The following is a 24642-nucleotide window of genomic DNA, read 5'->3' on the forward strand; positions in this document are numbered from 1 at the left end:
CGCTTGTAGAAAAACTTCGCCGCTGTGCGTCGTTTCGGCCCTGGACGCACCTTGTGCCTACCATGATCCGCGCAACAACGCGTCCGGGGCAGCAGCGCGGTCCACGTCACAGACGGCGGTGCCTTACCCTGGTATGAGATCGCACTCGCACCGGCGTCACACGCCCGCACCGCCGAACGCGATCGACTACGCACCCAAGACAAGGCGGCGCGGAACGCCATGCGACGATGCAGGGAGGTTTGTACACAGTGACGCAGACAAAGAGCGCCCCGACCGGCCGGGGCACCCTCTACAGAGGCCGCGAAGGAATGTGGTCCTGGGTGGGGCACCGGATCACCGGAGTCGGCATCTTCTTCTTCCTTCTGGTCCACGTACTCGACACTTCACTCGTGCGCGTGTCCCCAGATGCCTACGACGCCGTCATCGGCGCGTATAAGCACCCGATCATGATCGTCGGCGAGATCGGCCTGGTGGGCGCCATCGTCTTCCACGCCTTCAACGGGCTGCGGATCATCCTGGTGGACTTCTGGAAGCAGGGCACCCGCTACCACCGCCAGATGCTCTGGGCCGTGCTGGCCCTGTGGTTCGTGACCATGGCCGCATTCAGCGTCCGCCACCTGATGCTCTTCGTCCAGGGAGGATGACCGAATCATGACGACGACGAACTCTGACTCACTCCTCCCCGCGCAGGGCATCGAGGCTCCCCGCTCCGGCCGCATCGATCCCAAGTACCTGCGGAACAAGAGCTCCAACGGCAGCTTCGAGATGGCCGCATGGGTCTTCATGCGCGTCTCCGGCCTGGCCCTGGTGGTGCTGATCTTCGTCCACCTCTGGGTGAACCTGATGGTCGGCGACGGAATCCACCAGATCGACTTCGGCTTCGTGGCCGGCAAGTGGGCCAACCCCGTCTGGCAGTTCTGGGACCTGACCATGCTGTGGCTGGCCATGCTGCACGGCACCAACGGCATGCGCACGATCATCAACGACTACGCGGAGAAGGACTCCAGCCGTCTGTGGCTGAAGTCCATCCTGTACGTCAGCTCCACGGTGATCATCATCCTGGGCACCATGGTGATCTTCACCTTCGAGCCCTGCCTGGTGAACAACGAGACCGGCGAGCTGTTCGACTCCGTGCCGGCGTTCTGCCACGATCTCTGATCTCGGCGCCGGCACCCCTTCTTCACCGCACTGACTGACAGAAAGAGCCCCAAGTTCATGCAGGTTCATAAGTACGACGTGCTCATCGTCGGCGCCGGCGGCGCAGGTATGCGCGCCGCCATCGAATCCGGCCAGCGTGCGCACACCGCAGTGCTGACCAAGCTCTACCCCACCCGGTCCCACACCGGTGCCGCCCAGGGCGGCATGTGCGCCGCACTGGCCAACGTGGAAGAGGACAACTGGGAGTGGCACACCTTCGACACCGTCAAGGGCGGCGACTACCTCGTCGACCAGGACGCGGCCGAGGTCATGGCGAAGGAAGCCATCGACGCCGTCCTCGACCTGGAGAAGATGGGTCTGCCCTTCAACCGCACTCCTGAGGGCAAGATCGACCAGCGCCGCTTCGGCGGCCACACCCGTGACCACGGCAAGGCCGCAGTCCGCCGTGCCTGCTATGCCGCGGACCGCACCGGTCACATGATCCTGCAGACCCTCTACCAGAACTGCGTCAAGCACAACGTCGAGTTCTTCAACGAGTACTACGTGCTGGACCTGCTGACGGTGGACGAAGAGGTCACCGCCGAGGACGGCACCACCTACACCCAGAAGAAGACCGCAGGTGTGGTCTCCTACGATCTGGCCAACGGTGAGATCCACGTCTTCCAGGCCAAGTCGGTGGTCTTCGCCTCCGGCGGTCTGGGCAAGATCTTCAAGACCACCTCCAACGCGCACACCCTGACCGGCGACGGCATGGCCATCGCCTACCGCCGGGGCATCCCGCTGGAAGACATGGAGTTCGTCCAGTTCCACCCCACCGGTCTGGCCGGCCTGGGCATCCTGCTCTCCGAGGCGGCCCGCGGTGAGGGCGGCATCCTCCGCAACTCGGAGGGTGAGCGCTTCATGGAGCGCTATGCGCCCACCATCAAGGATCTCGCCCCGCGTGACATCGTGGCCCGCTCTATGGCGAACGAGGTCCGTGAGGGCCGCGGCTGCGGTCCGAACAAGGACTACGTGCTGCTGGACCTGACCCACCTGGAGCCCGAGCACATCGATGCCAAGCTCCCGGACATCACCGAGTTCGCCCGCACCTACCTGGGTGTGGAGCCCTACACCGAGCCGGTGCCGGTCTTCCCGACCTGCCACTACGCGATGGGCGGCATCCCGACCAACGTCGAGGCTGAGGTCCTCCAGGACAACGACACTGTGGTCCCGGGCCTCTACGCCGCCGGCGAGGTCGCCTGCGTGTCCGTCCACGGCTCCAACCGCCTGGGCACCAACTCCCTGCTGGACATCAACGTCTTCGGCAAGCGCGCCGGCATCGCCGCCGCCGAGTACGCCAACTCTGCCGAGTTCGTGGAGCTGCCGGAGAACCCGGCCGCCTACACCGAGCAGCTGCTCAACGTGGTCCGCGACGGCCAGGGCGGCGAGCGGGTCGCAACCCTGCGTGCCGAGCTGCAGGAGACCATGGACGCCAACATGCAGGTGTTCCGCTCCGAGCAGACCATCAAGGAGGCGCTGGCCAAGATCGAAGAGCTGCGCCAGCGCTACCAGAACGTGCAGATCCAGGACAAGGGCAAGCGCTTCAACCTCGACCTGCTCGAGGCTGTGGAGCTCGGCTTCCTGCTGGACATGGCCGAGGTCATGACCGTGGCTGCGCTGCACCGTCAGGAGTCCCGCGGCGGTCACTACCGCGAGGACTTCCCGGACCGCGACGACGACAACTTCATGCTGCACTCGATGCTCTTCAACGACCCCGAGGCCGAGACCGAAGGCACCAAGGGCATCCGCTTCGAGACCAAACCGGTCGTCTTCACCCGCTACGAGCCGATGGAGCGTAAGTACTGATGAGCACCCCCACCCAAGAAGTCGCAGAACCTGCCTCCAAGATCGATCTGGCCGAGGCCGGCGGTTCCGGCGGTGAGATCCCCAGCTTCGACATCACACTGAAGGTCCGCCGCTACGATCCCGAGCGCGCCGAGGACGCCTGGTGGGATGAGTGGACTCTCACCATGTACGGCACCGACCGTGTGCTGGACGCCCTGCACAAGGTCAAGTGGGAGATCGACGGATCCCTGACCTTCCGCCGCTCCTGCGCCCACGGCATCTGCGGATCCGATGCGATGCGCATCAACGGCCGCAACCGCCTGGCCTGCAAGGCGCTGCTGAAGGACCTGGACACCTCCAAGACCATCACGGTGGAGGCCATCAAGGGTCTTCCCATCGAGAAGGACCTGATCGTGGACATGGAGCCGTTCTTCCAGTCCTACCGCGAGATCATGCCTTTCCTGGTGAACAACTCCCCCGAGCCGACTGCTGAGCGTCACCAATCCCCGGAGGACCGCGAGCGGTTCGATGACACCACCAAGTGCATCCTGTGTGCTGCCTGCACCAGCTCCTGCCCGGTGTTCTGGACCGACGGCCAGTACTTCGGCCCCGCAGCGATCGTGAACGCACACCGCTTCATCTTCGACTCCCGGGACGACGCCGGCGATATGCGCCTGGAGGTCCTCAACGACCGTGAGGGAGTGTGGCGCTGCCGCACCACCTTCAACTGCTCGGACGCATGCCCCCGCGGCATCGAGGTCACCAAGGCCATCCAGGAGGTCAAGACGGCTATCCTGACCCGCAGCCTCTGAGCGGCTGACCGGCCTCACCGCGCAGGCTGAGGGCCCCTGGGACTGTTCCCAGGGGCCCTCAGCTGTATGTTTCTCAATCACTCGTCCGGCAGAGGGGAACCATGGATCACTTCGACAGTCCCGCCTTCACCCGTGCCGCCGCACATCTGGCAGAGCTCGGCGTCAATTCCACCAGCTGGACCAACATCGTGGTGGCGGCAGAAGCACTGGAGCGGGGCCTGACAGTCCGCCGCTCCCGCACTCAGCCGCGCATGGTGATCGAGCACCGAGGCACGGTGAAGACGTGGGCGGGAGGAAGCACCAGCCACAACGCGGATCTCGCTGAGCGGATCGCCGCACAGAAGGACGTCGCCTCCCGGTTGCTGCGCAACCAACGCATCGGAGCTCCGGAGAACTCCATCTTCGGTCCCGAAGAGACCTCCCGAGCCTGGTCATGGTCCGAGCCTTTCGAACGCACTGTGATCAAACCGGCCAACGGAAAGCAGGGACGCGAAGTCCACGTCGGTCTGGAGACCGAGGAGCAGTTCCGTGAGGCCTTCCGTCGCGTCGGCTCAGTGACCGAACGGGTGTTGGTCGAAGAGTTCCGTCCGGGAGTGGAACACCGCTGCCTGATCGTGGACGGAGTCCTGCAGGCCGCCACTCTGCGACGACCAGGCAGCGTGCTCGGCGACGGCCGCTCAACGGTGGAGCAGCTGGTAGCGGCCAAGAACGCCTCCCGCGGCCGCTATCACCGCAAGCTCCCGCTGGACGAACAGGTCGACGCACATCTGGCACGCGCCCAGCACACCGCAGAGACACTGTGCCGACGGAGGGCGAACGCGTCTTCCTCCACGCGGTCTCGAACATACGGACCGGTGGCGACGCCATCGATGCCACTGATCACGTCAGCGCTGAGGAGCGCGCCGCAATCGAGAAGGCGGCGCGCGCGCTGCCGGGGATGCGCATCGGCGGCCTCGATGTGATCCTCCCCCGCAGGGAGGGCGACCATCAGGAGCCCTCCGTCATCGAGCTCAACGCCAGCCCGGGCATCGCGATGCACCATTTCCCCTGGGAGGGCACGCCCCGCCCGGTGGCAGCGGCGGTGCTGGACTCGTTCTTCCCCGGTACGGCCCCCAGCATCATCTAGCGGCAGCCCTTGGCGGCGCCGCTGGCGGCCTCCCCTACTCGCCCAAGGCGAAGCCTGCTTCCAGATCCTGGGAGGAGTAGGTGCGGAACGCGACCATGGTCTCGGTCTCGTAGATGGTGGCCACTTTGGCGATCTTGGCAGGGATGACCTCGCTGAGGTCCTCAAAGTCCACGGTCTTCACTGTGGCCACCAGGTCCCACTTCCCGGTGACCGAATAGACGGCGTCGACCTCTTCGATATCCGCGATCAGCTGCGCCGATTCGGGAATCTTATGCGGCTCGGTCTTCATCATGACCAATGCTGTGACCATTATGGCTGCTCACCTCTCTGCAGGCTTCCGAAGGGACAGCAGGTGCTGTTCCCTACGAGCCTAGTCGAGAACTCATCTCTGCCGAGTGGGGCCCTTGCGGCGGGCGTGGTCAGAAGCTGCCACGGCGCCCCATGAGGCCGCCACGAGGTAGACCAGGCCGAAGAGATAGAAGTAGAAGAAGGCGCCCAGCACGGCGCCGAAACCGCTGAGCAGCGGGTTCGGGCTGTCGGCGAAGTTGGTGAGCAGCTGAGAGGCGAACAGTCTCAGGACCGAGGACCCGACGCCGGCGATCAGAGCAGCCTGCCACAGGGCGCTCATCGGGATCACCAGCCGGGAGGCCAGGCGCATCAGCAGCACGGCCACCACCATGTCCAGGCCGAAGGAGATGACCAGGGAGGCGAACCACGTCATCCGCGCCACGATTCCCCCGGAGTCCCACTCGAGGAGGTCGAAGATCTCCTCGATGAAGGCGTGGCTGGCGAAGCCCAGAAGCGCCGAGGTCAGGGCCACCACCCCCAGCAGGGCCAGGATGCCGAGGTCCCTCACCTTCACCGCGATGATGTTCTCCGCCATCAGCGGCCGCTCCCAGATGCTGCGCATGCCCGAGCGCAGGCCATGGAGCCAGCTCAACGAGGTGAAGACCGCCAGGAGGACGGCGATGGTCAGCGAGATGCTGAACCCACCCACGTTGAAGAGAGCGTGGACCTCCTCATCGCTGATCAGCCCGTTCTCTCCGAGCAGGCCGGGCAGGGCGTTGTTGACCGCACGGATGATCACATCCTGCAGATCAGGGTTATTCCCGATGACGATTCCCGCCACGGAGAATCCGGCCCAGAGCAGAGCGGCCGCGGAGAAGAACATCATGTAGGCCGCCCCGGCAGCCATGACGGTGCCGTAGCGGAAGAAGAACAGGTTGACCGCCCGGACCGGCCGAGTCCGGTCCGCCCGGGCCAGCGCCCATCCGACCAGCGCCAGCGCCACAGCTGAAGCGCCGGCACGGTCGCGTCTGCGCCGCCCGAACTCCATCCGAGCCTGCAGCTCGGCCTGCATGAGCGTCTCGGCGTGCAGAGGGTTCGTCCTCTGCACGGTCTCCTGCGAATCGTCGATCTTCTCGATCCGCGATTTGGCAGCGTCTACCAGGGCGTTGTGGTGACCGGTCCGCGGCCGCAGCCGACTGGGATTGGTCTGTGGCACTGCTGGGCCTAGGACTCCGCCGGCAGGAAGCCGATCTTGTCGTAGGCCTGAGCCAGCGTCTCAGAGGCCACAGACCGTGCCTTGGCCGCGCCTTTGGCCAGCAGGGCGTCCAGCTCTGCAGGATCACCGAGCAGCTCTTCGGCCCGGTCCCGGACCGGACCCAGCTTGGCCACGACGACGTCGGCCAGGTCGACCTTCAGGTGCCCGTACATCGTGCCCTCGTACTCGGCCACCAGCTCATCGATGGTCTTGCCGCTGAGCACCGAGTAGATGCTCAGCAGGTTGGAGACCCCGGGTTTGGCCTCACGGTCGAAGCGAATCTCACTGCCGTCGTCGGTGACCGCAGACTTGATCTTCTTGGCGATCTTCTTATCGGTGTCCAGGATGTTGAGCAGACCGTTGGGCGACTCTGCAGACTTCGACATCTTGGCCGTCGGGTTCTGCAGATCGTAGATCCGGGCACCCTCGGCCGGGATGTAGGGCGCAGGCACGCGGAAGGTCTCGCCGTAGCGGTGGTTGAACCGTTGGGCGAGGGTGCGGGTCAGCTCCACATGCTGCTTCTGGTCCTCTCCCACCGGGACGCCGTGGGGCTGGTAGAGCAGGATGTCAGCAGCCTGGAGCATCGGGTAGGTGAACAGCCCGACGCCGGCCGCATCGGCTCCCTGCTTGGCCGACTTGTCTTTGAACTGGGTCATCCGGGAGGCCTCGCCCATCCCGGTGCTGCAGATCATCAACCAGGCCAGCTGGGCGTGCTCGGGCACATGGGACTGGACGAACAGCGTGGAGCGCTCCGGGTCGATCCCGCCGGCGATGTACTGAGCGGCAGTGCGACGGACTCGCTCGCGCAGCTCCTCCGGGGGCTGGGCCACGGTGATCGCGTGCATATCCGGGATGAAGAAGAACGTGTCATAGCGCTCCTGCATCTCGACCCAGTTGACGAGCGCGCCGAGGTAGTTGCCCAGGTGGAGGGAATCAGCCGACGGCTGCATCCCGGAGAGTACGCGCTCGGTCACAGTTCGTCTCCTCAGTCTCGTCATAGCCATGGAGCGGGGCGGGGCAGACCTGCACCCGCACGCGGGAGTATCGCTGTCAGACTACCAATCCGCGCGTTCTGAGCGAATTTCGGCTCCACAGTCCTGCGGCTCGCAGAGAGCCCCGCGAGGAATTCACCTCGCGGGGCTCTCCGACGAGAGTCTCAGCCCGGCCTCTGTGCAGGGCCGCGGCGGAGCTCAGCGCATCACGGCAGGCGGTAGTCCACCATCAGCGGCGCGTGATCGGACCAGCGCAGCGAGTAGTCCAGCGCACGGTCGACCTTCGCGTTGGAGGCCAGCTCGGCCAGCATCGGAGTGGCCATCTGGTAATCGATGCGCCATCCGGTGTCATTGTCGAAGGCCTTACCGCGGTAGGACCACCAGGTGTAGGGACCCTCGACCTCACCGGCCATGGAGCGGGCGACGTCCACGTAGCCGGTCTCGCCGAAGTACTGGTCGAAGTAGGCGCGCTCCTCGGGCAGGAAGCCGGAGTTCTTCCTATTGCCCTTCCAATTCTTGATGTCCAGCTCGGTGTGGCCGACGTTGAGGTCGCCCATGACCAGCACGTGGTCGGCGTGCTCGGCCAGCTTGGGCAGGTACTCGAGCATGTACTGCAGGAAGCGCATCTTGTGCTCCTGCTTCTCGGTGCCCACCTCGCCGGAGTGGACGTAGACGCTGACCACGGTCAGCGTGCTGCCGTCACCGAGCTCGTAGTCAGCCTCGATCCAGCGGCCGTCGTCCTCCGGGTGACCCTCGCCGATCCCGGTCCGGGTGGCCACCGGGGCCTGGGTGGAGATGATGGCTACGCCGGCGCGGCCCTTCTGGGCGGCCTCATGCTCATGGATGTGCCAGGTCTTGCCGGTGGGCTCGGCCATGTCCTGGACCAGCTTGGTGAGGGTGGCGCCGTCGGCGCGCACCTCCTGCAGCGCGAGGATGTCGATCTCGCGGGAGGCCAGCCACTCCCCCATCCCCTTGCGGTGGGCGGCGCGGATGCCGTTGACGTTGACGCTCCCGATCCGGGTCAGGCCCTCACCCTTGGGGTCGACGATCCGGTGAGGGAACTCGCCGAAGGGGTTCTCCTCAGTGGTGGCCTCTGTCATGGATGCACTCTCTCCTGAAGTAGTCACGGGTGTGGTCAGCGGACGACGTCGCCCTCGATGGTCTCACCGCCGGCGTCGCCGTCGTCGCCGCTCTTCTTCTCGCTGCGGCCCACCAGGTCGGCCAGCATGTCGCGGCCGTTGGTGGCGGTGATCTCCATCGTGTCCAGTGCGCGCTCGATCATCTCCATATCGGCCTCGGCGCCCTTCTCGAGCTCCTGGGTGATGACCCGCTTCTGGACCTGGACGATCTTGAAGGAGTGGTCCAGCTTCATGTTCCGGGCGTGGGCGTCCTCGTCCACCACGGCTGCGGCGCCGGACTGACCGGCGCGGTGGGCGGCGACGTCGGCGCGGGCCGAGTCGAGGGTCTGCCCGACCTTCTGTGAGGCCCGGCGGACGGTGACCACCAGCACGGCGGCCAGCAGCAGCCAGCCGGCCGAGATGACCACGATGATCCATCCGATGATGTCGTTCTGGTTGGCCGCGAAGATCAGCGCCACCAGCAGCACGGTGATCATCACCGCGAAGGTGATCCCGGAGGTGCGGCGGCCGAAATTCCGCACCGCGTGGTCAGCGCGGGAGGCGCCCGTCGGAGGCAGAGAAGACTGGGAACTCATACCCCAGATTATCCCCGGCCACGCGCTCGGAACGCTAATCGGACTCCCGCCGCGGGCCGGTCAGGCATAGGCTGGTGCGCGGACCAGATCCGTTTCATCAGGAGGACCCCATGACAGAGCTGCCCGAGGGCATCGCAGGAGCCGAACAGGCCCAGCGCACCACCATGATGCGCCGCTACACCACTGACCCGGAGCTGCTCGACGAGTTCGTCCAGTTCCTGCGCAGCGAGGTCTTCCCCGCCCGCGAGGCGCGCGGCTTCACCGTGGAGTCGGTGTGGCTCTCCGCGGAGAAGGACGAGCTGACCTGGTTCGTCAGCCGCCCGGGCAGCCGCGAGGAGTTCGAGCAGGCGGAGAAGGAGTGGGAGGAGTCCGAGGAGCGCGCCCGCATCTTCGCCGGCCGCCCTGCCTTCGTCCTGGGCAAGGACATCCGCCCGGTGACCCGCCTGCGCTGAGGCAGGACCGTACGCCTGCTCAGGCGGCGGCCTCCGCTCTGCGCGCCCTCCGGGCCGCGAAGACGGCGGCCGCCACTGAGCTGACCATGAACACGGCGATTCCCAGTGCGCCGACCACCAGTCCGTCCTGGTGCTCTCCGTGGGCGCTGACGGTGAAGTAGATGCCGGTGATCAGGGCGACGCCCACCGCGGTGCACACACGCTGCGCCGTCTGGGCCACTCCCCCGGCGGCCCCAGCCATGCGCTCGGGCACATCCTGCATGGACAGGGTCTGAGCGCTCGGGATGATCAGCGCCTGGGAGAGCCCGACGACGGCGACGGCTGCGGTCAGCAGCCACAGCGAGCCGTAGTCGGTGCTCATCAGGGCGGCCGCACCGGCAACGGCCAGCATGGCGACCACGGAGAGCACCGTGCCCCACACCAGCAGCTGGGTGCCGCGTTCGGCCACGCGCTTGCCCACTGAGGCGGAGAGCAGCATGACCATCAGGGCGCTGGGCAGGGTCACGAGTCCGGCGATGAGCGCGCCCTCGCCGAGCCCCTGCTGGACGTAGACGGCCACGATGGCCCAGATCGCGGGCATACCGGTGAAGTAGAGGCCCAGCACCAGAGAGTTCAGCGTGTAGCTGGGCACGGTGAACAGCGCCAGGTTCACCATGGGCGCACCGGCATGGCGTTGCCCCAGCCGCTTCTCCCAGAGCACCCACCCCAGCAGCACTGCCGCACCGAGAACACCCAGGGCTGCGCCGAAGAGGCTGCGGAACTGGATGAAGGGCAGCATGATCAGCACGACCGCGGCCGAGAGCAGCAGCACACCCACCGGGTCCAGACGGTGGATGCCGCGCAGCCCGGAGCCGGAGGCGGCCGCCGTGTCCTGCGCCTGCGGGCCGGCGTCGTCGTCCTCCGGGCGCGGAAGCCACAGCATGGCGAAGAGCAGCGCGGCCGCGGTGACCGGAACGTTGATCAGGAAGGTCAGGCGCCAGCCGATCTCCGGGCTGGTGGTGTCGATGATCAGACCGCCCAGCGCCGGTCCTGCCGCAACGGCCAGACCGATCACCGTGGACATCAGGCCATAGGCTCGGCCCCGCTCGGATCCGGTGAAGAGCCGCTGGATCATGCCGATGATCTGCGGGGTCAGGATGCCCGCGCCGATGCCCATCAGGACACGGGCGATGTTCAGCAGCAGCGGATCCGGAGCCAGTGCGGTCAGCAGCGAGGCCAGGCCGAAGAAGATCACCCCGAGCAGGAAGAATCGACGCCGGCCCCAGACGTCGCCGGCGCGGCCTGCGGGCACCAGGGCCACGCCGAAGGCCAGCGCATAGCCGGAGAGCACCCACTGCAGATCCGAGTCGGAGGCTCCGAGGCCGGCCTCGATGGCGGGGAGCGCCACGTTGACGATGCTGATGCTCAGCAGCGCCGCGAAGAGCGGCAGGAACATGGCAGCCATCATCCGGCGGGGGTGGGAGGTCATGCGGCCATGCTATGCCGTGGTCTGCGGGGCATGCTCACACTGCCTCGCCGCGCAGCGCAGTCTCGGCGCGGCGCCACAGTCATCACGATTCGATGAACATTCCTCCCGGCAGGTCCCGCAGGAGCGCTGGCCTCAGGTGCTCTGGATAGGGTGCTCATAGAACTCGCACCCGTTCCGGCGAGCAGATTTCGCGCTAAGGAGAGACCTATGTCCGATCAGGACCAGACCATCGACATGCTGACTACTGAGGGCCCCGCTGCGCGCAGCCTGCTGCGCCCGCGCCTGATGAAGGCGGCCGGCGTCGGCATGGCCGGTCTGCTTGCCCTGAGCGCCTGCGCCTCTGTCGAGGGAGGCGACGACGCCGACGACGACAGCCAGGATCAGACTGAGGCTGCTGGCGAAGAGGCCAGCGAGGAGGAGGCCCCCGAGGAGGTCGAGGCGCCCGCCCTGGAGGAGATCCATGAGGACATCTTCGCCTCCATGCAGAGCGCGGAGAGCGTCACGATGGTGGCTGAGGGCGACGCGATGGGTGCTGACCTCGGCGACTTCGCTGAGGAATTCGGCGACGATGAGGAAGACGTCGACATGCAGCAGATTTCGCTCGCCGTTTCGGGCGCTGTCGACGGCTCAGCCTCCGAAGTTCAGTTCGACATCGCCGGCCAGCAGATGACGTTCCTCCAGAATGACGAGGGAACCTTCATGGACGGCCAGAGCACGGTCTTCTTCCTCGAACAGGGGCTCCCTGACGAGTTCCGCGACGCCATCGACATGGACGGCGTCTATGACGATCTGGAAGACAGCTGGGTCGACATGAGCGACGAGATGAACGAGCCGGACTCTGACTTCGCGATCGATGAGATCCTCTCCAGCATGGAGGAGGACTTCTCAGAGGCCGATGAGGACAGCATCTTCCCCTGGCCCGACGGCGAATTCCCTGAGGGAGAGGCTGAGGAGCGCGAGGGCGAAGACGTGTGGGTCTACTCCGATGAGGGTGAAGGCGAGATGGTCATCACCGCCGACGAAGACGCTCCGCGAATCCTCACCGTGGACGGTGAGGACGAAGACGGCAACCCCATCATGGTGACCTTCCGCGATTGGGATCAGGCTCAATATGAAGAGGGCCAACCTGACGGGGATGTGATCACCGAGTCCGACTTCGAGGACATCCTGATCGAACACGCCGACGAGGAGCTGGTCGAACAGATGTGAGGCAGTCCGCAGGGCGAGGAGCGGGCGGCCCAGGCCGCGGCAGGAGACGATCCCCTGCCACGGCCGCCGTCTACTTCCAGCCCAGCGGCTTGGCCACGTGCTCGATGATGTTCTCCAGCAGCCGGGCGTTGTAGTCCACGCCCAGCTGGTTGGGCACCGTGACCAGCAGGGTGTCCGCCTCCTGGACGGCTGTGTCCGTGGCCAGCTCCTCCACCAGCTCATCAGGCTCGGCGGTGTAGGAGCGGCCGAAGACCGCCCGGGTCTTCTCATCGATCATCCCGAACTGGTCCTGGCTGTCCCGCTGCCCCAGGAAGTAGGCACGGTCCTGGTCCGAGACGATCGGGATGATGGAGCGGCTCACCGAGACGCGCGGGGTGAAGCCGTGGTCGTGGTTGTTCCACTCCTGGCGGAACTTCTGGATCTGCTTGGTCTGCTGGATGTGAAGCGGCTCCCCGGACTCGTCGTCCTTGAGCGTGGAGCTCATCAGGTTCATGCCCTTCTGCGCCGCCCACTCGGCGGTGGCGTCGGAGCCGGCGCCCCACCAGATGCGCTCGCGCAGACCCTGCGAGTAGGGTTCCACCCGCAGCATGCCGGGCGGGTTGGGGAACATCGGCCGCGGGTTCGGCTCGGCGAAGCCCTGACCGGTGAGCACCTGCAGAGCGATCTCGGTGTGCCGGCGCGCCATATCGGCGTCGCGCTCTCCCTCAGCCGGGTGGAAGCCGAAGTATTTATAGCCCTCCACCACCTGTTCCGGCGAGCCCCGGGAGATGCCCAGCTGCAGCCGACCCTCGGAGATCAGATCCGCGGAGGCCGCATCCTCGGCGAAGCGCATGGGCGGCTCGTAGCGCATATCGATCACGCCGGTGCCGATCTCGATGCTGGAGGTCTTCGCGCCCGCTGCGGCCAGCAACGGGTAGGGCGAGCCCAGCTGACGGGCGAAGTGGTGCACTCGGAAGTAGGCGCCGTCGACTCCCAGCTCCTCGGCCGCGACGGCGAGATCGATGCTCTGCAGCAGCGCGTCCTGACCCGATCGCGTACCCGAACGGGGCGAGGGGGTCCAGTGGCCGAAGGACAGGAAGCCGATCTTCTTAGCGCTCATACCGGAGCAAACCCTGCACGGGCTCCAGTCATTCCACGACGCTGGAAGATCCCGACGCCGCCGGAGCGCTCAGTACCGCTGGTAGGCGGGCACACCGCTCACCGTGATGACCTCCGGCACCTGTTCCGGGATGCGGTGGCTTCGGACATCGTCCAGATGCTCTGCCGAATGACGCTCCACCACAGCACGGACGAAGGAGACTGCCAGCGGCTCCAGCTTGGCATAGAGCTTGCGGAAGCATGCGGCCGCTCGCTGCCGAGGCCAGTCTGCCGGCAGGAGATCCAGCGGCAGGCCCGGGTCCATCCGGGGGAACCAACGCCAGACGTTGATCAGCTGGGTGCGCAGCACCAAGGCCTCAGCAGCCGTCACCCGCCCGGAATCCACGGCGGCCAGCGCCTCCTCGACCTGGTCTAGGAATGCCTCATAGCGGCTCCGGATCAGCGGCACCGACCATGCGTCGGTGGGCAGTCCATGAGTGCGGCCCACACCATGGGCCGTCGCTTCGAAGACCGTGGCCGCGTCGATCTCCAACGAGCGCAGCAGCCCAGCGACGCCCTCCCGTGCCGCCTGCGGGGACACCCAGACTCCGTCGTAGAGCGGGGCAAACCCCATCCAGCTCAGGCCCTTGTGCAGCTTGAGCCGGCGGGGGCGCTGGGCCTCCGGCACGGAGAACACCACGGTGGTCCAGATGAACGGATCCGGACCAGGGACGCGCCCGAACCTGGCCATGCTGTTGAACCCCTGCAGCACCCGCCCTCGCGCTCCGTCGGCGAAGGAGTAGAAGGTCCTCCGGCCCTCCCGATGCTGCTCCAGACGTCCGCGCCGACAGATTCGGCTCAGCAGGGTGCGCGTCCCGGAGCCTGGCACACCGAACTCCTCCATGAGCTCGACCAGCGCCCCCGAAGGCGCCCGAGCGCCGAGCTCCACCCAGTACTCCGCCATCAGGGTGACCAACATCTGCCGGGGGCGGGGCCCCTCAGCGACCTCGGTCCGCAGATCCTCCAGGAACTCTCTGGTCACATCGTCCTCTCCGACTTCTCCGCTGTCTCATCTGTCTGCAGTGGCCGTAAGGAACTAAAGTCAGTCATCCTTCGGCGCTGTACCTGGCCACCACAGTAGTCGCAGATCCCTTCTGCGAGCGCGATTCTCCTTCAATGGATGTCAAAAACTTGACGACCGACACCAGAGTGACAATAATCACAGCCACGATGTGATGTAAATCTCATTGATATCCATAGTCTGCTGATCAGTGGTGGAGGACCGATGCAGCACGCAGTCCAGATCGAAGGTCTGACCAAGGAGTTCACCCGGCGCGACGGCACCCGCATCCGCGCCATCGACGACGCCGCGATCACGATCGACCCCGGCGAATTCATCGTCCTGCTGGGCCCCAGCGGCTGCGGGAAGACCACCCTGCTGCGCACCATCGCCGGACTGGAGAACCCGGACAGCGGCCGGATCAGCATCGACGGCCGCGACGTCTTCGCCTCACACAACCGCACTCTGGTCCCGCCCGAGCAGCGCGACCTGAGCATGATGTTCCAGTCCTATGCCCTCTGGCCCCACATGACGGTGCGCAACAACGTGCGCTACCCGCTGGAGACCCGGCGGCGGCCCCGGATCGCGCGGAAGGAGATGGACCGCCGCGCGCTCGAAGCGCTGGAGACTGTGGGCATCGGCGAGCTCAGCGGGCAGTACCCCGGACAGCTCAGCGGCGGCCAGCAGCAGCGCACCGCCCTGGCTCGGGCCCTGGTCAACGGCTCTCCGGTCATCCTCTTCGACGAGCCGCTCTCCAACGTCGACGCCCAAGTGCGCGAGCAGCTCCGAGCAGAGCTCCTGGCCACCCAGCGTCGCCTGGGATTCACCGCCATCTTCGTCACCCACGATCAGAACGAGGCCATGGAGCTGGCCACCCGCATCGCTGTGCTGGACCAGGGCAAGGTCCAACAGGTGGGAACACCGGCCGAGATCTACCGCAACCCGGCCACCGCCTATGTGGCCACCTTCATCGGCACCACCAACGAGATCAGCGGAACCTGGGACCCATCACAATCCGGCTTCAGCACCGACGCCGGGCCGATCCGCAGCAGCTCCCTCACTCCGGAGACGGCGAGCGCCCGTATCCTGTGGCGCCCCGAGGACGGCAAGCTGGAGTCGAGCCGGCCCAGCGGACCGAACACCTTCGAGGTGACCGTCACCAAGACATTGTTCCTGGGGCTCCACACCGAGTACGTGGTCCGCTGGGGCAAGGCCTCCGCTCGGATCTGGAGCTCCGAGCACCACCGCTTCTGCCCCGGCGATCAGGCCTGGCTCTCCGTCTCCCCGGAGGACGTGATGGTCTTCCCCGGTGACGGCGCCCAGCCGACTGAGGCGGAAGCCGCTGAGGATACTCCCCCACAGAGCTCCGCTGTGCTGAGCGAGGCGGCAGGATGACCGCCACACAGACCCCACCACCGACCCGCCCGCCCCGCGGCCCGGTGCCCAAGCCCCGGCTGAGCCGGATGCCCCGCAAGCCGTCATCCTTCGACACTCTGACCCTGGTGCTGGCCTTCACCCTGATCGCCATCGTCTGCCTGCCGCTGCTCCAGGTGGTCATCGGCATGGTGTGGAAGGACGGGGAGTTCACCTTCGAGGCCATCGAACGGACTCTGGCGCTGCCCGACCTCTGGACCCTGATCTGGAACACCTTGGTCCTGGTCATCGCCTCCAGCGTCTGTGCAGTGGTGATCGGCTTCCTGCTGGCCTGGGTCAATCAGCGCACCGACGCCCGCTGGGGCCTGCTCAACGACATCCTCCCCTACCTGCCGTTCCTGCTGCCGCCGGTGGCCGGAGCCGTGGGGTGGATCATGCTGCTCTCACCGACCTCGGGACTGCTCAACGTATGGATCCGGGACGCCCTCTCGCTGTTCGGGGTGGACCTGGCCACCGGCCCCTTCGACATCCACACGTGGTACGGGCTGATCCTGGTCTACACGGTCTATGCCGTGCCCTATACCTACCTGAACATCTCGGCCGCCTTGGAGTCCTTCGACTCGAGCCTGGAGGAAGCCTCCCGGCTCAGCGGCGCGGGCTATCTGCGCACACTGCGCCGGGTGACCCTGCCCGCCCTGGCCCCGTCGGTGGGTGCGGGCTTCCTGCTGAGCACCTGGTTCGGCTTCGGGATGTTCTCCATCGCGGCGATCATCGGAACTCCCGCACAGATCGATGTCATCGCCGTGCGGATCGTGAACCTGCTGACCTTCAGCTATCCGCCGGATGAGGACCTGGCCATCGGACTGAGCGCCATCGTGATGGTCTTCGTGGGGCTCTCCTACTACATCCAGTTCAGGATCCTGCGCTCAGCCCGGTTCGGAAGCATCAGCGGCAAGAGCACCCAGCACAACATCATCCGCCTGGGGCCCTGGCGCCCGGTGGTCCGCGGGCTGGTCCTGATCTATGTGCTCGGCTCCACCGTCCTGCCCATGATCGGACTGTTCCTGGTGGCCCTCAACGGCTATTGGACGCCGAACATCGACTGGGGCGGACTCAGCCTGGATGCCTTCCGCAGCACCCTGATCCATGATCCGAGCGCCCGTGAGGCCCTGTTCAACAGCCTGGGTCTGGGCATCGTCGGCGGCTTCATCGGCATCCTGGCCGCCTCCTTCGTCTCCCTCTACGTCCAACGACGCCGCACCGCTCTGGGCGCCGGCATCGATGCGGCCATCAAGATGCCCGCCTCCATCTCCAACATGGTCATCGCAGTCGGCATCCTCCTGCTGCTCGGCGGGGATCCCTTCAACCTCGGCGGCACCTGGCTGATCCTGCTGATCGGCTACCTGGCCCTCTACCTGCCGCAGGCCTCCATCGCCTCCGACGCCGCAGTGGCGGTGGTGGGCAAAGATCTGGGTGAGGCCTCCACCGTCTCCGGAGCCCGGGACTGGAAGACCTTCCTGCGCATCTATGCCCCACTCATGCTGCCCGGACTCATCGGCGCCTGGGCGCTGCTGTTCATCAGGATCGTCGGCGATCTGACCGCTTCGGCCATCCTCTCCGGCACCGAGAACGTGGTGTTGGGCTTCCGCATCCTCGAAGTCTTCAACGGCGGCTCCTACGCCGAGCTCGCCGCGCTCTCCTCCACCCTCGTCCTGATCACCGGAACAGTGCTGCTGTTCGTGATCATCCTGTCCAAACGTTTCGGAGTGGCCAAGACCCAGTCCGCTCCCCGCACCAGAAAGGCTCGACGATGACCACCAGACAGAAGCTCATCCCCGCTGCGGCCGCTGCGGCCCTGCTCCTCTCCGCCTGCGGCGGAGACTCAGGCGCCGGGGCCGGCCAGGGAACCGGCGACCACAGCCCCGAGGTCGAGGAGCTGATCGCCGAAGCCCAGGAAGGCGACCCTGTGGTCTTCTACAGCATGATCGACGAATCGGCGCTGCGGACCATCACCGAAGAGTTCACCGAGCTCTACGGCGTGGAGGTCCGCCCGGTGCGCCTGGTCACCAGCGATCTGCAGCAGCGCTACTCCACCGAGACCGACGACGGCACCGCAGTCGCCGACATCATCCTGACCACCCACTCCCCCTTCTTCACCGAAGCCCTGGACAGCGGCTGGCTGGCCTCCATGGATGACGTGGAGATCCCCACAGTGGATGAGGAGCTGCCCGAAGAGTACTGGGCCGACGACGGCGAGATCCCGATCGCCTCCCTGGTGCCCACCACTGCTGTGGTCAACACCGATGAGCTCTCCGGAGGCTTGGAGACCTGGGAAGACTACGCGGATCCGCAGCATACCGGCAGCCTGCTGCTGGCCGAACCTGACTCCTCACCCGCCAACGCCGCCTTCTGGAGCCTCATGCGCGAGGAGTACGGCGACGATTTCTTGGAGGCCATCGCGGCCAACGATCCCCGCTGGTCCGACAGCGCAGTCCCGGTCACCCAGGCGGTGGCCGCCGGAGAGAGCGTACTGGGCCATCCGGGAGTCAGCGCTATCATCGACAACCTCACCGCCGAGGGCGCACCGATCGAGGAGGTGGAGCTCACTCCGACCACCGGACCTGAGGCCGGAATCGGGATCTCCGCCGATTCCCCGAACCAGGCCGGTGCGCTGCTGCTCGCCGCCTTCCTGCTCAGCGCCGAGGGGAATGAGCTGCTCAACGATGTCACCTCCGCCATCTCTCCCTATGACGAGGAGGCGGGGGAAGGCTTCACCCGCACCGAAGACATCTCCGATGTCGACAATGACGAGATCCGCGACCTGTTGGGACTGAACTGATGGCTGATCTGACCGATGAACTCGAGGCACGCAGCAGGCACGACTTCGACCCGCAGGCGCCGGAGACCTTCGACAGCGCCCACCGGGAGCTGGGAGAGGTCCGCTCCCGGTGCCCTGTGGCCCGTAGCCAGGAGTTCGGCGGGTTCTGGGCCATGCTGGGCTACCAGGAGCTGGTGGAGGTGATCACCGATATCGATCGGTTCACCACCACCAAGCAGAACGCCGTTCCGGCCTTCTCCTTCACCGGCGTCCGCCCGCCGCTGCACCTGGATCCTCCGGAGCATATGGCCTACCGCCGGGTGATCAACAGATTCTTCACTCCCCCGAAGATGCGCGCCATGGAGCCCAAGGTCCGGCAGTGCTCCACGGAGCTGCTGGAGCCGCTCATCGCTCGGGGCGACGCCGACGTCGCCGTGGAGTATGCGCAGAAGCTGCCGGCTCATGTCTTCGCCGAGTTCTTCAACCTGTCGGTGGAGACCAGCACGGAGATCAAGGCGGTCAGCGGTCGCTACGTGGATGCCATCCAGGTGCTCGACCATGACACGGTGAAGTCGCTGAGCGGTCGCCTCTATGAGATCGCCCAAGACATCATCGATGCCCGAGCAGACGGCAGCTACAGTCCCGAGGAGGACCTCACCGCGGCCCTGCTGGAGGCCGAATACGAAGGCGAACCTCTGCCGGCTCCCATGATCCTGGGCTGTGTGCGCCAGCTGATCGTCACCGGGATGGTGGCGCCCTCGGTGTTCATCGGCAATATGTTCGTCCACCTCTCCCGGGACCCCGAGCTGCAGGAGCTGCTGCGCCGTGAGCCGGAGAGGATCCCGGCCGCCGTGGAGGAGTTCCTGCGGCTCTACAGCCCCTATCGAGGCATGGCGCGCACCGCCCGCGAGGATACCGAGGTGGGCGGACAGCCGATCCGTAAGGACGATCCGATCGCCCTGGTCTACACCGCAGCCAATCGTGACCCCCGTGTCTTCGAGGACCCCGACAACTTCCGGCTGGACCGGCCCAACATCAGCGATCACATCAGCTTCGGACGCGGAACTCACAGCTGCCCAGGTGCCCCGCTGGCCCGCCTGATGATGCGGATCACCTTGGAGGAGGCGCTCTCGCGCTCCGAATTCGCACTGACCGGGAACCCCGGCATGGCCATGTGGGCCGAATGGGGCACGAACTCGGTTCCGTTGGAATTCATCGCCCTGTGAGTCCGAGGAGGAAGCACCGATGACCCGCAGCATCCCCGCGGACTTCTCCCTGCAGGGAGACGACCATCCCGACGCCGTCCACGCTGTCTATGACCGGCTACGGGAACAGTGCCCCGTGGCCTATACCGAGGACATCGGCGGCTATTGGACCTTCACCCGGTATGAGGACATCCGAGAGGCGGCAGGCGACGCCGACACCTTCATCTCCTCGGTCAGGGCTGTGGTCCCCAGCGATCCCCGGGGGATCCGTCGGCCGCCGTTGAACTTCGACGCACCCCGGCACACTCCGTTCCGGCGGGCTCTGACCCGGACCCTCTCGGCCCGCCGGACCCAGGAGCTGGTCGGCCTGCTCTCCCCGGTGGCCGAGGATCTCTTCTCCGAATTCGCACGAGGCGGCGGCGGGGACATCTCGCGCAGCTTCGGGACGATGCTGCCTGCCCGGGCCGCCTGCCTGTGGTTGGGCTTGGAGGAGGAGCGCGGCGCTTGGCTGGCCCAGACCGCCACCGAATGGGTGGATGCCTGGCGGCGGCAGGACGGCGAGGAGGTCACCCGACACAGCGAGAGGATGTACGAGGTGGCCTGGTGGCTGCTGCGGGACCGCCGGGAGAACCCACGTGATCCGCGGCGGGACCCAGCCTCCTCCCTGCTCACCGAGCACGGTGAGGACGGGCCCCTGGCCGATGAGCTGATCGTCGGTGCCCTCCGGCAGTCCCTGGTGGTGGGGATGGTGGCCCCGCCCATCCTGATCGGCTCCATGGCCGCCCACCTGGCGGAGCACCCCGAGCTCGCAGAGATCCTGATGGCGGAGCCTGACCGCAGGGAGGCGGCAGTTGAGGAGTTCATCCGGCTCTTCGCCCCCTACCGAGGCTTCGCCCGGACCGTCAGCTGCCCGGTCAGTCTGCACGGCCGCAGGATCGAACCCGAGGAGCCGGTGACCATGTCCTATGCCGCGGCGAACCGTGACCCACGGGTCTTCCCCGATCCCCACCGCTTTGACCTCGACCGCCCCAATGCCGCCGATCATCTGGGCTTCGGCCGCGGCCGCCACCAATGTGTGGGCATGCATCTGGCCCGCGGGATCATCAGACTCTCCTTGGACGTCATCCTGGACTCCGGGTTCCGACTCCACCTGGTCGAGCAGCCGCGTCCCACACGCATGCCGGAGCTCGGATTCCAAGAGGTTCATCTGCGTCTGGAACCGATCTCTTCTGAGGATCCCACCTGATCCGGCTCATGAGGCAGAATTGCTGGCATGCGTGATTCTGTCCGTACGCTCGGCGTGGCCGGCGTCGCCGTCCTTCTGCTGACCTCGTGTGCGCCCGGTGACCAGGGCCAGCCGCCCGAAGAGCAGCCCACTGTGATGAACGGGGCCGGCCAAACAGAGGAGGACGCAGAGTTCCCTGAATCCGCGTCCGGTCAGGTCGCCGGCGACATTCTGGAGATCCTCAACTCGGGGGAAGACACCGCTGAGCGGGATTGGGAGGACCGGCTCTCCGAATCCTCTGCCGAGCTGCTCTCCGCCGCGGAGCTCGCTGATGTTCTCAACACGCAGATCCGCCCGGCGGGCCCGTGGACCACGGTGGAGCACGAGGATTTCGACGATGCTTCGATCAGCACCTTGCAGTCCCCGCAGGGCCAGGAGCTGGAGATGCATCTCGCTTTGGACGAGGACGGACTGATCGAGACGCTGTTCTTCGCCGAGCCGCGGGAACCTGTGGAACCCGCTGAGGGCTTCGAAGAGGTGGATGAGCGGCTCACCGAGCTCCCTGGAGAGGTCCATGCCGTCGTGGTCGAGGACGGGGAGACCCTCGTGGAGGTCTACGACGGCGAACCCGCGCCCCTGGCCTCCGTGGCCAAGCTCTACGTGGCCCTTGCTCTGGCGGATGCGGTGAAAGCCGGCGAGGTCAGCTGGGACGACACTCTGGAGGTCACCGAGGATCTGCGCAGCCTCCCCTCCGGCACGCTTCAGGATCAGCCCGCCGGCTATGAGACCACTGTCTTCGACGTGGCACAGCGGATGATCCAGATCAGCGACAACACCGGAACCGACATGCTCATCGACCTGCTCGGCCGTGATGCCGTGGAACAGGCCGTGGCGGACTCCGGCCACCACAATCCCGCGCTGATGGACCCCTTCCCCACCACCCGCGAGATGTTCCAGCTGCGGTGGGGCTTCCCAGAGCTCGGGGAGGACTGGAAGGAAGGCGACGCCGAGGCCCGCAGCGAGATCCTCGAGGAGATCGGTGAGGAGGACCTGGAGATCACCGACGACGACGTCGAGGCCGATGACGTGGACTTCGACATCGACTGGTATGCCACCCCGGATGATCTGATCAGCCTCTATGAGCAGCTCTTCGAGGCCATGGAGGAGCATGAGGAGCTCGAGGCGGTCCTGGCCAGCAACCCCGGCCTGACCTTCGGCGAGTTCTCCCCCGAGGACCTCTGGTGGGACACTCTGGCCTTCAAAGGAGGCAGCCTCCCCGGAGTGCTCAACGGCGCCTGGCAGGCCGAGAGCGAAGACGGCACCGTCCGCACCGTCATCCTGCTGACCCAGCACGAGGATGCCGAGGAGCTCGCCGAGCAGGCCGAGGAGATCTTCTCGCTGGCCGAGGACGCCCTCACCCTCGAATCCCCCTGAGGCACCGCCCGAGCGGACACCCTCTCCCCTGGGGTGACCCTGAATCAACCCTGAACTCTCCCGGAATCATCCCTCCGGCCGATGTGCTCAGGCCCCTCCTCCGTAAGAATGAGTGGCATGACATCATCAGCACCTGTTCTTGAGACAGAGAACCTGGTGAAGGTCTACGGCAAGGGAGCGTCACGCTTCGATGCCCTCAAAGGCCTCACCTTCGAAATAGCCCACGGCGAATCCGTCGCCATCGTCGGAAAGTCCGGCTCCGGCAAGTCCACCCTCATGCATCTGCTCGCCCTGCTGGACCAGCCCACCTCCGGTGTTGTTGCTCTGGAGGGCGATCCGATCACCGACCTGAAGCCCAAGCAGATCTCCGCCCTGCGCAACGACACCTTCGGCTTCATCTTCCAGCAGTTCTTCCTCAACCCCAATCAGACGGTTCTGGAGAACGTGACCCTGCCGCTGAAGATCGCAGGTGTCTCCAAGTCCGAGCGCAACCGCCGCGGCATGGAGGTCCTGGAGCAGCTGGAGATGGACTCCAAGGCAAAGAACAAGGCCACCGACCTCTCCGGCGGCCAGAAGCAGCGTGTGTGCATCGCCCGGGCCCTGATCAACAAGCCCTCGGCGCTCTTCGCCGATGAGCCCACCGGCAACTTGGACTCCAACACCTCCGAGATCGTCGAGGACATCCTCTTCGGCCTGCACCGCGACCACGGCATCACCCTGGTGGTCGTCACCCACGACGAGGACCTCGCCGCACGCTGCCAGCGCCGCCTGATCATGCAGGACGGCGAGATCGTCCGTGAGGAGCACGGTGTCCAGTCGACCGACCAGGGGGTCACCGCATGAAATCCTTGGATGTCACACGCACTGCACTGGGCAACACCCTGCGGTCGAAGATGAGGACCTTCCTCACCGTCATCGCCATCGTCATCGGTGCCTTCACCCTGGCGGTCACCTCCGGTCTGGCGGCCGGCGTGAACCAGACCATCGAGGACATGGTCGAGGGTTACGGCGGTCAGGACGAGCTCTATGTCATGACTGCCGACACCATGGGCCAGGGCGAGGACACCGGCCCCGGTCCCCAAGAGTATGACCCCGACGAGGCCGCCTCCCAGTCGGAGTTCGGCCAGTCCATGCTCAGCGATGACGACATCGAGACCATCGAGGGTCTCGACCACGTCACCCAGGTGGACCCGATCTTCTTCGTCTCCCCGGACTACCTGGAGACCCCCGACGGCGAGCAGTACATGCTCAACGACCTGGGCACCCCCGCCGATGCCCAGGCCATGGAGCTGGTGGCCGGCGAGACCCCGGAGCGCGAGGCCATGGAGATCACCGTCCCCGAGTCCTGGCTGGCCGTCTTCGACGAGTCCACCGACGACGCCGAGCAGGCGGATCCGCAGACCGCCATCGGAGAGACCATCGAGGTGGGCATCTCCGATATGGCCTATGAACAGCACACCGTCGAGGCCGAGATCGTGGGTGTCTCCGCCCCGAACCTGGCCGGCATCGGCGGGGATCCCATGCCCTCGCATGCGGTCAACGATGAGCTCTACGAGATCCAGAGCTCGGGCCTCGACGTGGACCAGCCCGACACCTACGTCCAGGCCGCGGCCACCATCGAGGACTTCTCCGCCAACGAGGACTCGGTGAAAGAGGCCCTCCAGGAGGAGGGGCTGGTCGGCATGAGCGTGGAAGACCTCATGGGCATGGTCCAGACCGTCATCGACGCCATCGCCTGGGTCCTCTACGGCTTCGCCTTCATCGCCCTGCTGGCGGCATCCTTCGGCATCGTCAACACGCTGCTGATGTCCGTCCAGGAGCGCACCCGAGAGATCGGCCTGATGAAGGCGCTGGGCATGTCCAGCGGCCGCGTCTTCGGCCTGTTCTCCATGGAGGCGGTGATGATCGGCCTGCTCGGCTCGATCATCGGCGTCGGAGGCGGTGTCCTCACCGGCGTGGTGGCCAACGCTCTGCTGACCGGAAGCGGCGGCCCACTGGGCGAGATCGGTGGGCTCTCCCTCTATGCGGTCAGCCCCACGGCCATCCTGAGCATCACCGCGCTCATCATGGCCATCGCGTTCCTGGCCGGCACCCTTCCTGCCGCCCGAGCCGCGAAGAAGGATCCCATCGAGGCGCTGCGCCACGAGTGAT

Annotated in this window: 24 protein-coding genes; 16 read left to right on the plus strand and 8 right to left on the minus strand. The window is 66.1% G+C overall.

Translation table 11 applies throughout. From position 1 onward, the window contains the following. Positions 1–308: 308 nt before the first annotated feature. The 6 genes from sdhC to IEW85_RS12130 all read left to right on the plus strand — a co-directional run bounded on the left by sdhC (position 309) and on the right by IEW85_RS12130 (position 4920). The gene (sdhC, locus tag IEW85_RS12105) at positions 309–644 is read left to right on the plus strand and encodes a succinate dehydrogenase, cytochrome b556 subunit (protein WP_229659009.1); all 336 of its coding nucleotides are present in this window, start codon (positions 309–311) and stop codon (positions 642–644) included. Positions 645–651: 7 nt separating this feature from the next. Continuing rightward, entirely contained in the window at positions 652–1158 is a 507-nt protein-coding gene (locus IEW85_RS12110) for a succinate dehydrogenase hydrophobic membrane anchor subunit (RefSeq protein ID WP_188686097.1), read from the plus strand. Between the two features lie 57 nt (positions 1159–1215). Then, entirely contained in the window at positions 1216–3003 is a 1788-nt protein-coding gene (sdhA, locus tag IEW85_RS12115; RefSeq protein WP_188686099.1) for a succinate dehydrogenase flavoprotein subunit, read from the plus strand. Next, complete coding sequence (locus IEW85_RS12120) at positions 3003–3794, plus strand: succinate dehydrogenase iron-sulfur subunit (protein WP_188686101.1); 792 nt, start codon at positions 3003–3005, stop codon at positions 3792–3794. Before sdhA ends, IEW85_RS12120 begins: the two co-directional genes overlap by 1 nt. Before the next feature lie 101 nt (positions 3795–3895). Continuing rightward, the gene (locus tag IEW85_RS12125; protein WP_188686104.1) at positions 3896–4756 is read left to right on the plus strand and encodes a hypothetical protein; all 861 of its coding nucleotides are present in this window, start codon (positions 3896–3898) and stop codon (positions 4754–4756) included. Further along, entirely contained in the window at positions 4732–4920 is a 189-nt protein-coding gene (locus tag IEW85_RS12130; RefSeq protein ID WP_188686106.1) for a hypothetical protein, read from the plus strand. The genes IEW85_RS12125 and IEW85_RS12130 overlap by 25 nt, the downstream gene beginning before the upstream one ends. Before the next feature lie 34 nt (positions 4921–4954). Here the strand turns inward: IEW85_RS12130 and IEW85_RS12135 are convergent, their stop codons facing one another. The 5 genes from IEW85_RS12135 to IEW85_RS12155 all read right to left on the minus strand — a co-directional run bounded on the left by IEW85_RS12135 (position 4955) and on the right by IEW85_RS12155 (position 9169). Next, entirely contained in the window at positions 4955–5230 is a 276-nt protein-coding gene (locus IEW85_RS12135; protein ID WP_188686108.1) for an Lrp/AsnC family transcriptional regulator, read from the minus strand. Positions 5231–5302: 72 nt separating this feature from the next. Next, complete coding sequence (locus IEW85_RS12140) at positions 5303–6424, minus strand: YihY/virulence factor BrkB family protein (protein WP_188686110.1); 1122 nt, start codon at positions 6422–6424, stop codon at positions 5303–5305. Positions 6425–6432: 8 nt separating this feature from the next. Further along, on the minus strand, positions 6433–7467 hold the full coding sequence (gene trpS / locus IEW85_RS12145) for a tryptophan--tRNA ligase (RefSeq protein WP_188686112.1): 1035 nt from the start codon (positions 7465–7467) through the stop codon (positions 6433–6435). A gap of 194 nt (positions 7468–7661) precedes the next feature. After that, positions 7662–8555, minus strand: coding sequence for an exodeoxyribonuclease III (locus IEW85_RS12150; RefSeq protein ID WP_188686114.1), 894 nt, complete (start codon positions 8553–8555; stop codon positions 7662–7664). Positions 8556–8590: 35 nt separating this feature from the next. Next, positions 8591–9169: a phage holin family protein gene (locus IEW85_RS12155; RefSeq protein WP_188686116.1), complete on the minus strand. Its 579-nt coding sequence runs from the start codon at positions 9167–9169 to the stop codon at positions 8591–8593. Positions 9170–9279: 110 nt separating this feature from the next. Between IEW85_RS12155 and IEW85_RS12160 the strand changes: the two genes are divergently transcribed. Further along, a complete protein-coding gene (locus IEW85_RS12160; RefSeq protein WP_188686118.1) occupies positions 9280–9621 on the plus strand; it encodes a hypothetical protein in 342 nt (113 codons plus the stop codon). A gap of 19 nt (positions 9622–9640) precedes the next feature. On the opposite strand, the gene IEW85_RS12165 is transcribed toward IEW85_RS12160, so the two are convergent. Then, entirely contained in the window at positions 9641–11089 is a 1449-nt protein-coding gene (locus IEW85_RS12165; protein ID WP_188686120.1) for an MFS transporter, read from the minus strand. 207 nt (positions 11090–11296) lie between these two features. On the opposite strand from IEW85_RS12165, the gene IEW85_RS12170 reads away from it, so the two are divergent. Next, positions 11297–12298, plus strand: a complete 1002-nt coding sequence (locus tag IEW85_RS12170) for a hypothetical protein (RefSeq protein ID WP_188686121.1) — start codon at positions 11297–11299, stop codon at positions 12296–12298. 70 nt (positions 12299–12368) lie between these two features. On the opposite strand, the gene IEW85_RS12175 is transcribed toward IEW85_RS12170, so the two are convergent. Together IEW85_RS12175 and IEW85_RS12180 are read right to left on the minus strand one after the other, a co-directional pair. Continuing rightward, the gene (locus IEW85_RS12175) at positions 12369–13397 is read right to left on the minus strand and encodes an LLM class flavin-dependent oxidoreductase (protein ID WP_188686123.1); all 1029 of its coding nucleotides are present in this window, start codon (positions 13395–13397) and stop codon (positions 12369–12371) included. Positions 13398–13466: 69 nt separating this feature from the next. Continuing rightward, positions 13467–14417: a PaaX family transcriptional regulator gene (locus IEW85_RS12180; RefSeq protein WP_188686125.1), complete on the minus strand. Its 951-nt coding sequence runs from the start codon at positions 14415–14417 to the stop codon at positions 13467–13469. 243 nt (positions 14418–14660) lie between these two features. Between IEW85_RS12180 and IEW85_RS12185 the strand changes: the two genes are divergently transcribed. The 8 genes from IEW85_RS12185 (at position 14661) to IEW85_RS12220 (ending at position 24641) form a co-directional block, all read left to right on the plus strand. Beyond that, positions 14661–15830 carry an ABC transporter ATP-binding protein gene (locus tag IEW85_RS12185; protein ID WP_188686127.1) on the plus strand — a complete coding sequence of 390 codons (1170 nt, stop codon included), beginning with the start codon at positions 14661–14663 and terminating at the stop codon, positions 15828–15830. Beyond that, positions 15827–17623, plus strand: a complete 1797-nt coding sequence (locus IEW85_RS12190; RefSeq protein ID WP_188686130.1) for an ABC transporter permease — start codon at positions 15827–15829, stop codon at positions 17621–17623. The genes IEW85_RS12185 and IEW85_RS12190 overlap by 4 nt, the downstream gene beginning before the upstream one ends. Then, positions 17620–18648, plus strand: coding sequence for an ABC transporter substrate-binding protein (locus tag IEW85_RS12195; RefSeq protein WP_188686131.1), 1029 nt, complete (start codon positions 17620–17622; stop codon positions 18646–18648). The genes IEW85_RS12190 and IEW85_RS12195 overlap by 4 nt, the downstream gene beginning before the upstream one ends. Beyond that, positions 18648–19853 (plus strand): cytochrome P450, encoded by a 1206-nt coding sequence (locus IEW85_RS12200; protein WP_188686134.1) that lies wholly within the window; start codon positions 18648–18650, stop codon positions 19851–19853. Before IEW85_RS12195 ends, IEW85_RS12200 begins: the two co-directional genes overlap by 1 nt. Positions 19854–19872: 19 nt before the next feature. Continuing rightward, positions 19873–21078: a cytochrome P450 gene (locus tag IEW85_RS12205; RefSeq protein WP_188686135.1), complete on the plus strand. Its 1206-nt coding sequence runs from the start codon at positions 19873–19875 to the stop codon at positions 21076–21078. 27 nt (positions 21079–21105) lie between these two features. Beyond that, positions 21106–22491, plus strand: coding sequence for a serine hydrolase (locus tag IEW85_RS12210; RefSeq protein ID WP_188686137.1), 1386 nt, complete (start codon positions 21106–21108; stop codon positions 22489–22491). 117 nt (positions 22492–22608) lie between these two features. Further along, positions 22609–23334, plus strand: a complete 726-nt coding sequence (locus IEW85_RS12215) for an ABC transporter ATP-binding protein (RefSeq protein ID WP_188686139.1) — start codon at positions 22609–22611, stop codon at positions 23332–23334. Continuing rightward, complete coding sequence (locus IEW85_RS12220) at positions 23331–24641, plus strand: ABC transporter permease (RefSeq protein ID WP_188686141.1); 1311 nt, start codon at positions 23331–23333, stop codon at positions 24639–24641. The genes IEW85_RS12215 and IEW85_RS12220 overlap by 4 nt, the downstream gene beginning before the upstream one ends. Position 24642: the final 1 nt, after the last annotated feature.

The organism is Nesterenkonia cremea (genome assembly GCF_014642675.1).
GTDB classification, from domain to species: Bacteria; Actinomycetota; Actinomycetes; order Actinomycetales; family Micrococcaceae; genus Nesterenkonia; species Nesterenkonia cremea.

Excerpts from the sequence above, each read along its gene's own strand:
- sdhC (WP_229659009.1), top strand. The coding sequence starts at position 309 with ATGTGGTCCTGGGTGGGGCACCGGATCACCGGAGTCGGCATCTTCTTC.
- IEW85_RS12110 (WP_188686097.1), top strand. The coding sequence starts at position 652 with ATGACGACGACGAACTCTGACTCACTCCTCCCCGCGCAGGGCATCGAG.
- sdhA (WP_188686099.1), top strand. The coding sequence starts at position 1,216 with ATGCAGGTTCATAAGTACGACGTGCTCATCGTCGGCGCCGGCGGCGCA.
- IEW85_RS12120 (WP_188686101.1), top strand. The coding sequence starts at position 3,003 with ATGAGCACCCCCACCCAAGAAGTCGCAGAACCTGCCTCCAAGATCGAT.
- IEW85_RS12125 (WP_188686104.1), top strand. The coding sequence starts at position 3,896 with ATGGATCACTTCGACAGTCCCGCCTTCACCCGTGCCGCCGCACATCTG.
- IEW85_RS12130 (WP_188686106.1), top strand. The coding sequence starts at position 4,732 with ATGCGCATCGGCGGCCTCGATGTGATCCTCCCCCGCAGGGAGGGCGAC.
- IEW85_RS12135 (WP_188686108.1), bottom strand. The coding sequence starts at position 5,230 with ATGGTCACAGCATTGGTCATGATGAAGACCGAGCCGCATAAGATTCCC.
- trpS (WP_188686112.1), bottom strand. The coding sequence starts at position 7,467 with ATGGCTATGACGAGACTGAGGAGACGAACTGTGACCGAGCGCGTACTC.
- IEW85_RS12150 (WP_188686114.1), bottom strand. The coding sequence starts at position 8,555 with ATGACAGAGGCCACCACTGAGGAGAACCCCTTCGGCGAGTTCCCTCAC.
- IEW85_RS12155 (WP_188686116.1), bottom strand. The coding sequence starts at position 9,169 with ATGAGTTCCCAGTCTTCTCTGCCTCCGACGGGCGCCTCCCGCGCTGAC.
- IEW85_RS12160 (WP_188686118.1), top strand. The coding sequence starts at position 9,280 with ATGACAGAGCTGCCCGAGGGCATCGCAGGAGCCGAACAGGCCCAGCGC.
- IEW85_RS12165 (WP_188686120.1), bottom strand. The coding sequence starts at position 11,089 with ATGACCTCCCACCCCCGCCGGATGATGGCTGCCATGTTCCTGCCGCTC.
- IEW85_RS12170 (WP_188686121.1), top strand. The coding sequence starts at position 11,297 with ATGTCCGATCAGGACCAGACCATCGACATGCTGACTACTGAGGGCCCC.
- IEW85_RS12175 (WP_188686123.1), bottom strand. The coding sequence starts at position 13,397 with ATGAGCGCTAAGAAGATCGGCTTCCTGTCCTTCGGCCACTGGACCCCC.
- IEW85_RS12185 (WP_188686127.1), top strand. The coding sequence starts at position 14,661 with ATGCAGCACGCAGTCCAGATCGAAGGTCTGACCAAGGAGTTCACCCGG.
- IEW85_RS12190 (WP_188686130.1), top strand. The coding sequence starts at position 15,827 with ATGACCGCCACACAGACCCCACCACCGACCCGCCCGCCCCGCGGCCCG.
- IEW85_RS12195 (WP_188686131.1), top strand. The coding sequence starts at position 17,620 with ATGACCACCAGACAGAAGCTCATCCCCGCTGCGGCCGCTGCGGCCCTG.
- IEW85_RS12200 (WP_188686134.1), top strand. The coding sequence starts at position 18,648 with ATGGCTGATCTGACCGATGAACTCGAGGCACGCAGCAGGCACGACTTC.
- IEW85_RS12205 (WP_188686135.1), top strand. The coding sequence starts at position 19,873 with ATGACCCGCAGCATCCCCGCGGACTTCTCCCTGCAGGGAGACGACCAT.
- IEW85_RS12210 (WP_188686137.1), top strand. The coding sequence starts at position 21,106 with ATGCGTGATTCTGTCCGTACGCTCGGCGTGGCCGGCGTCGCCGTCCTT.
- IEW85_RS12215 (WP_188686139.1), top strand. The coding sequence starts at position 22,609 with ATGACATCATCAGCACCTGTTCTTGAGACAGAGAACCTGGTGAAGGTC.
- IEW85_RS12220 (WP_188686141.1), top strand. The coding sequence starts at position 23,331 with ATGAAATCCTTGGATGTCACACGCACTGCACTGGGCAACACCCTGCGG.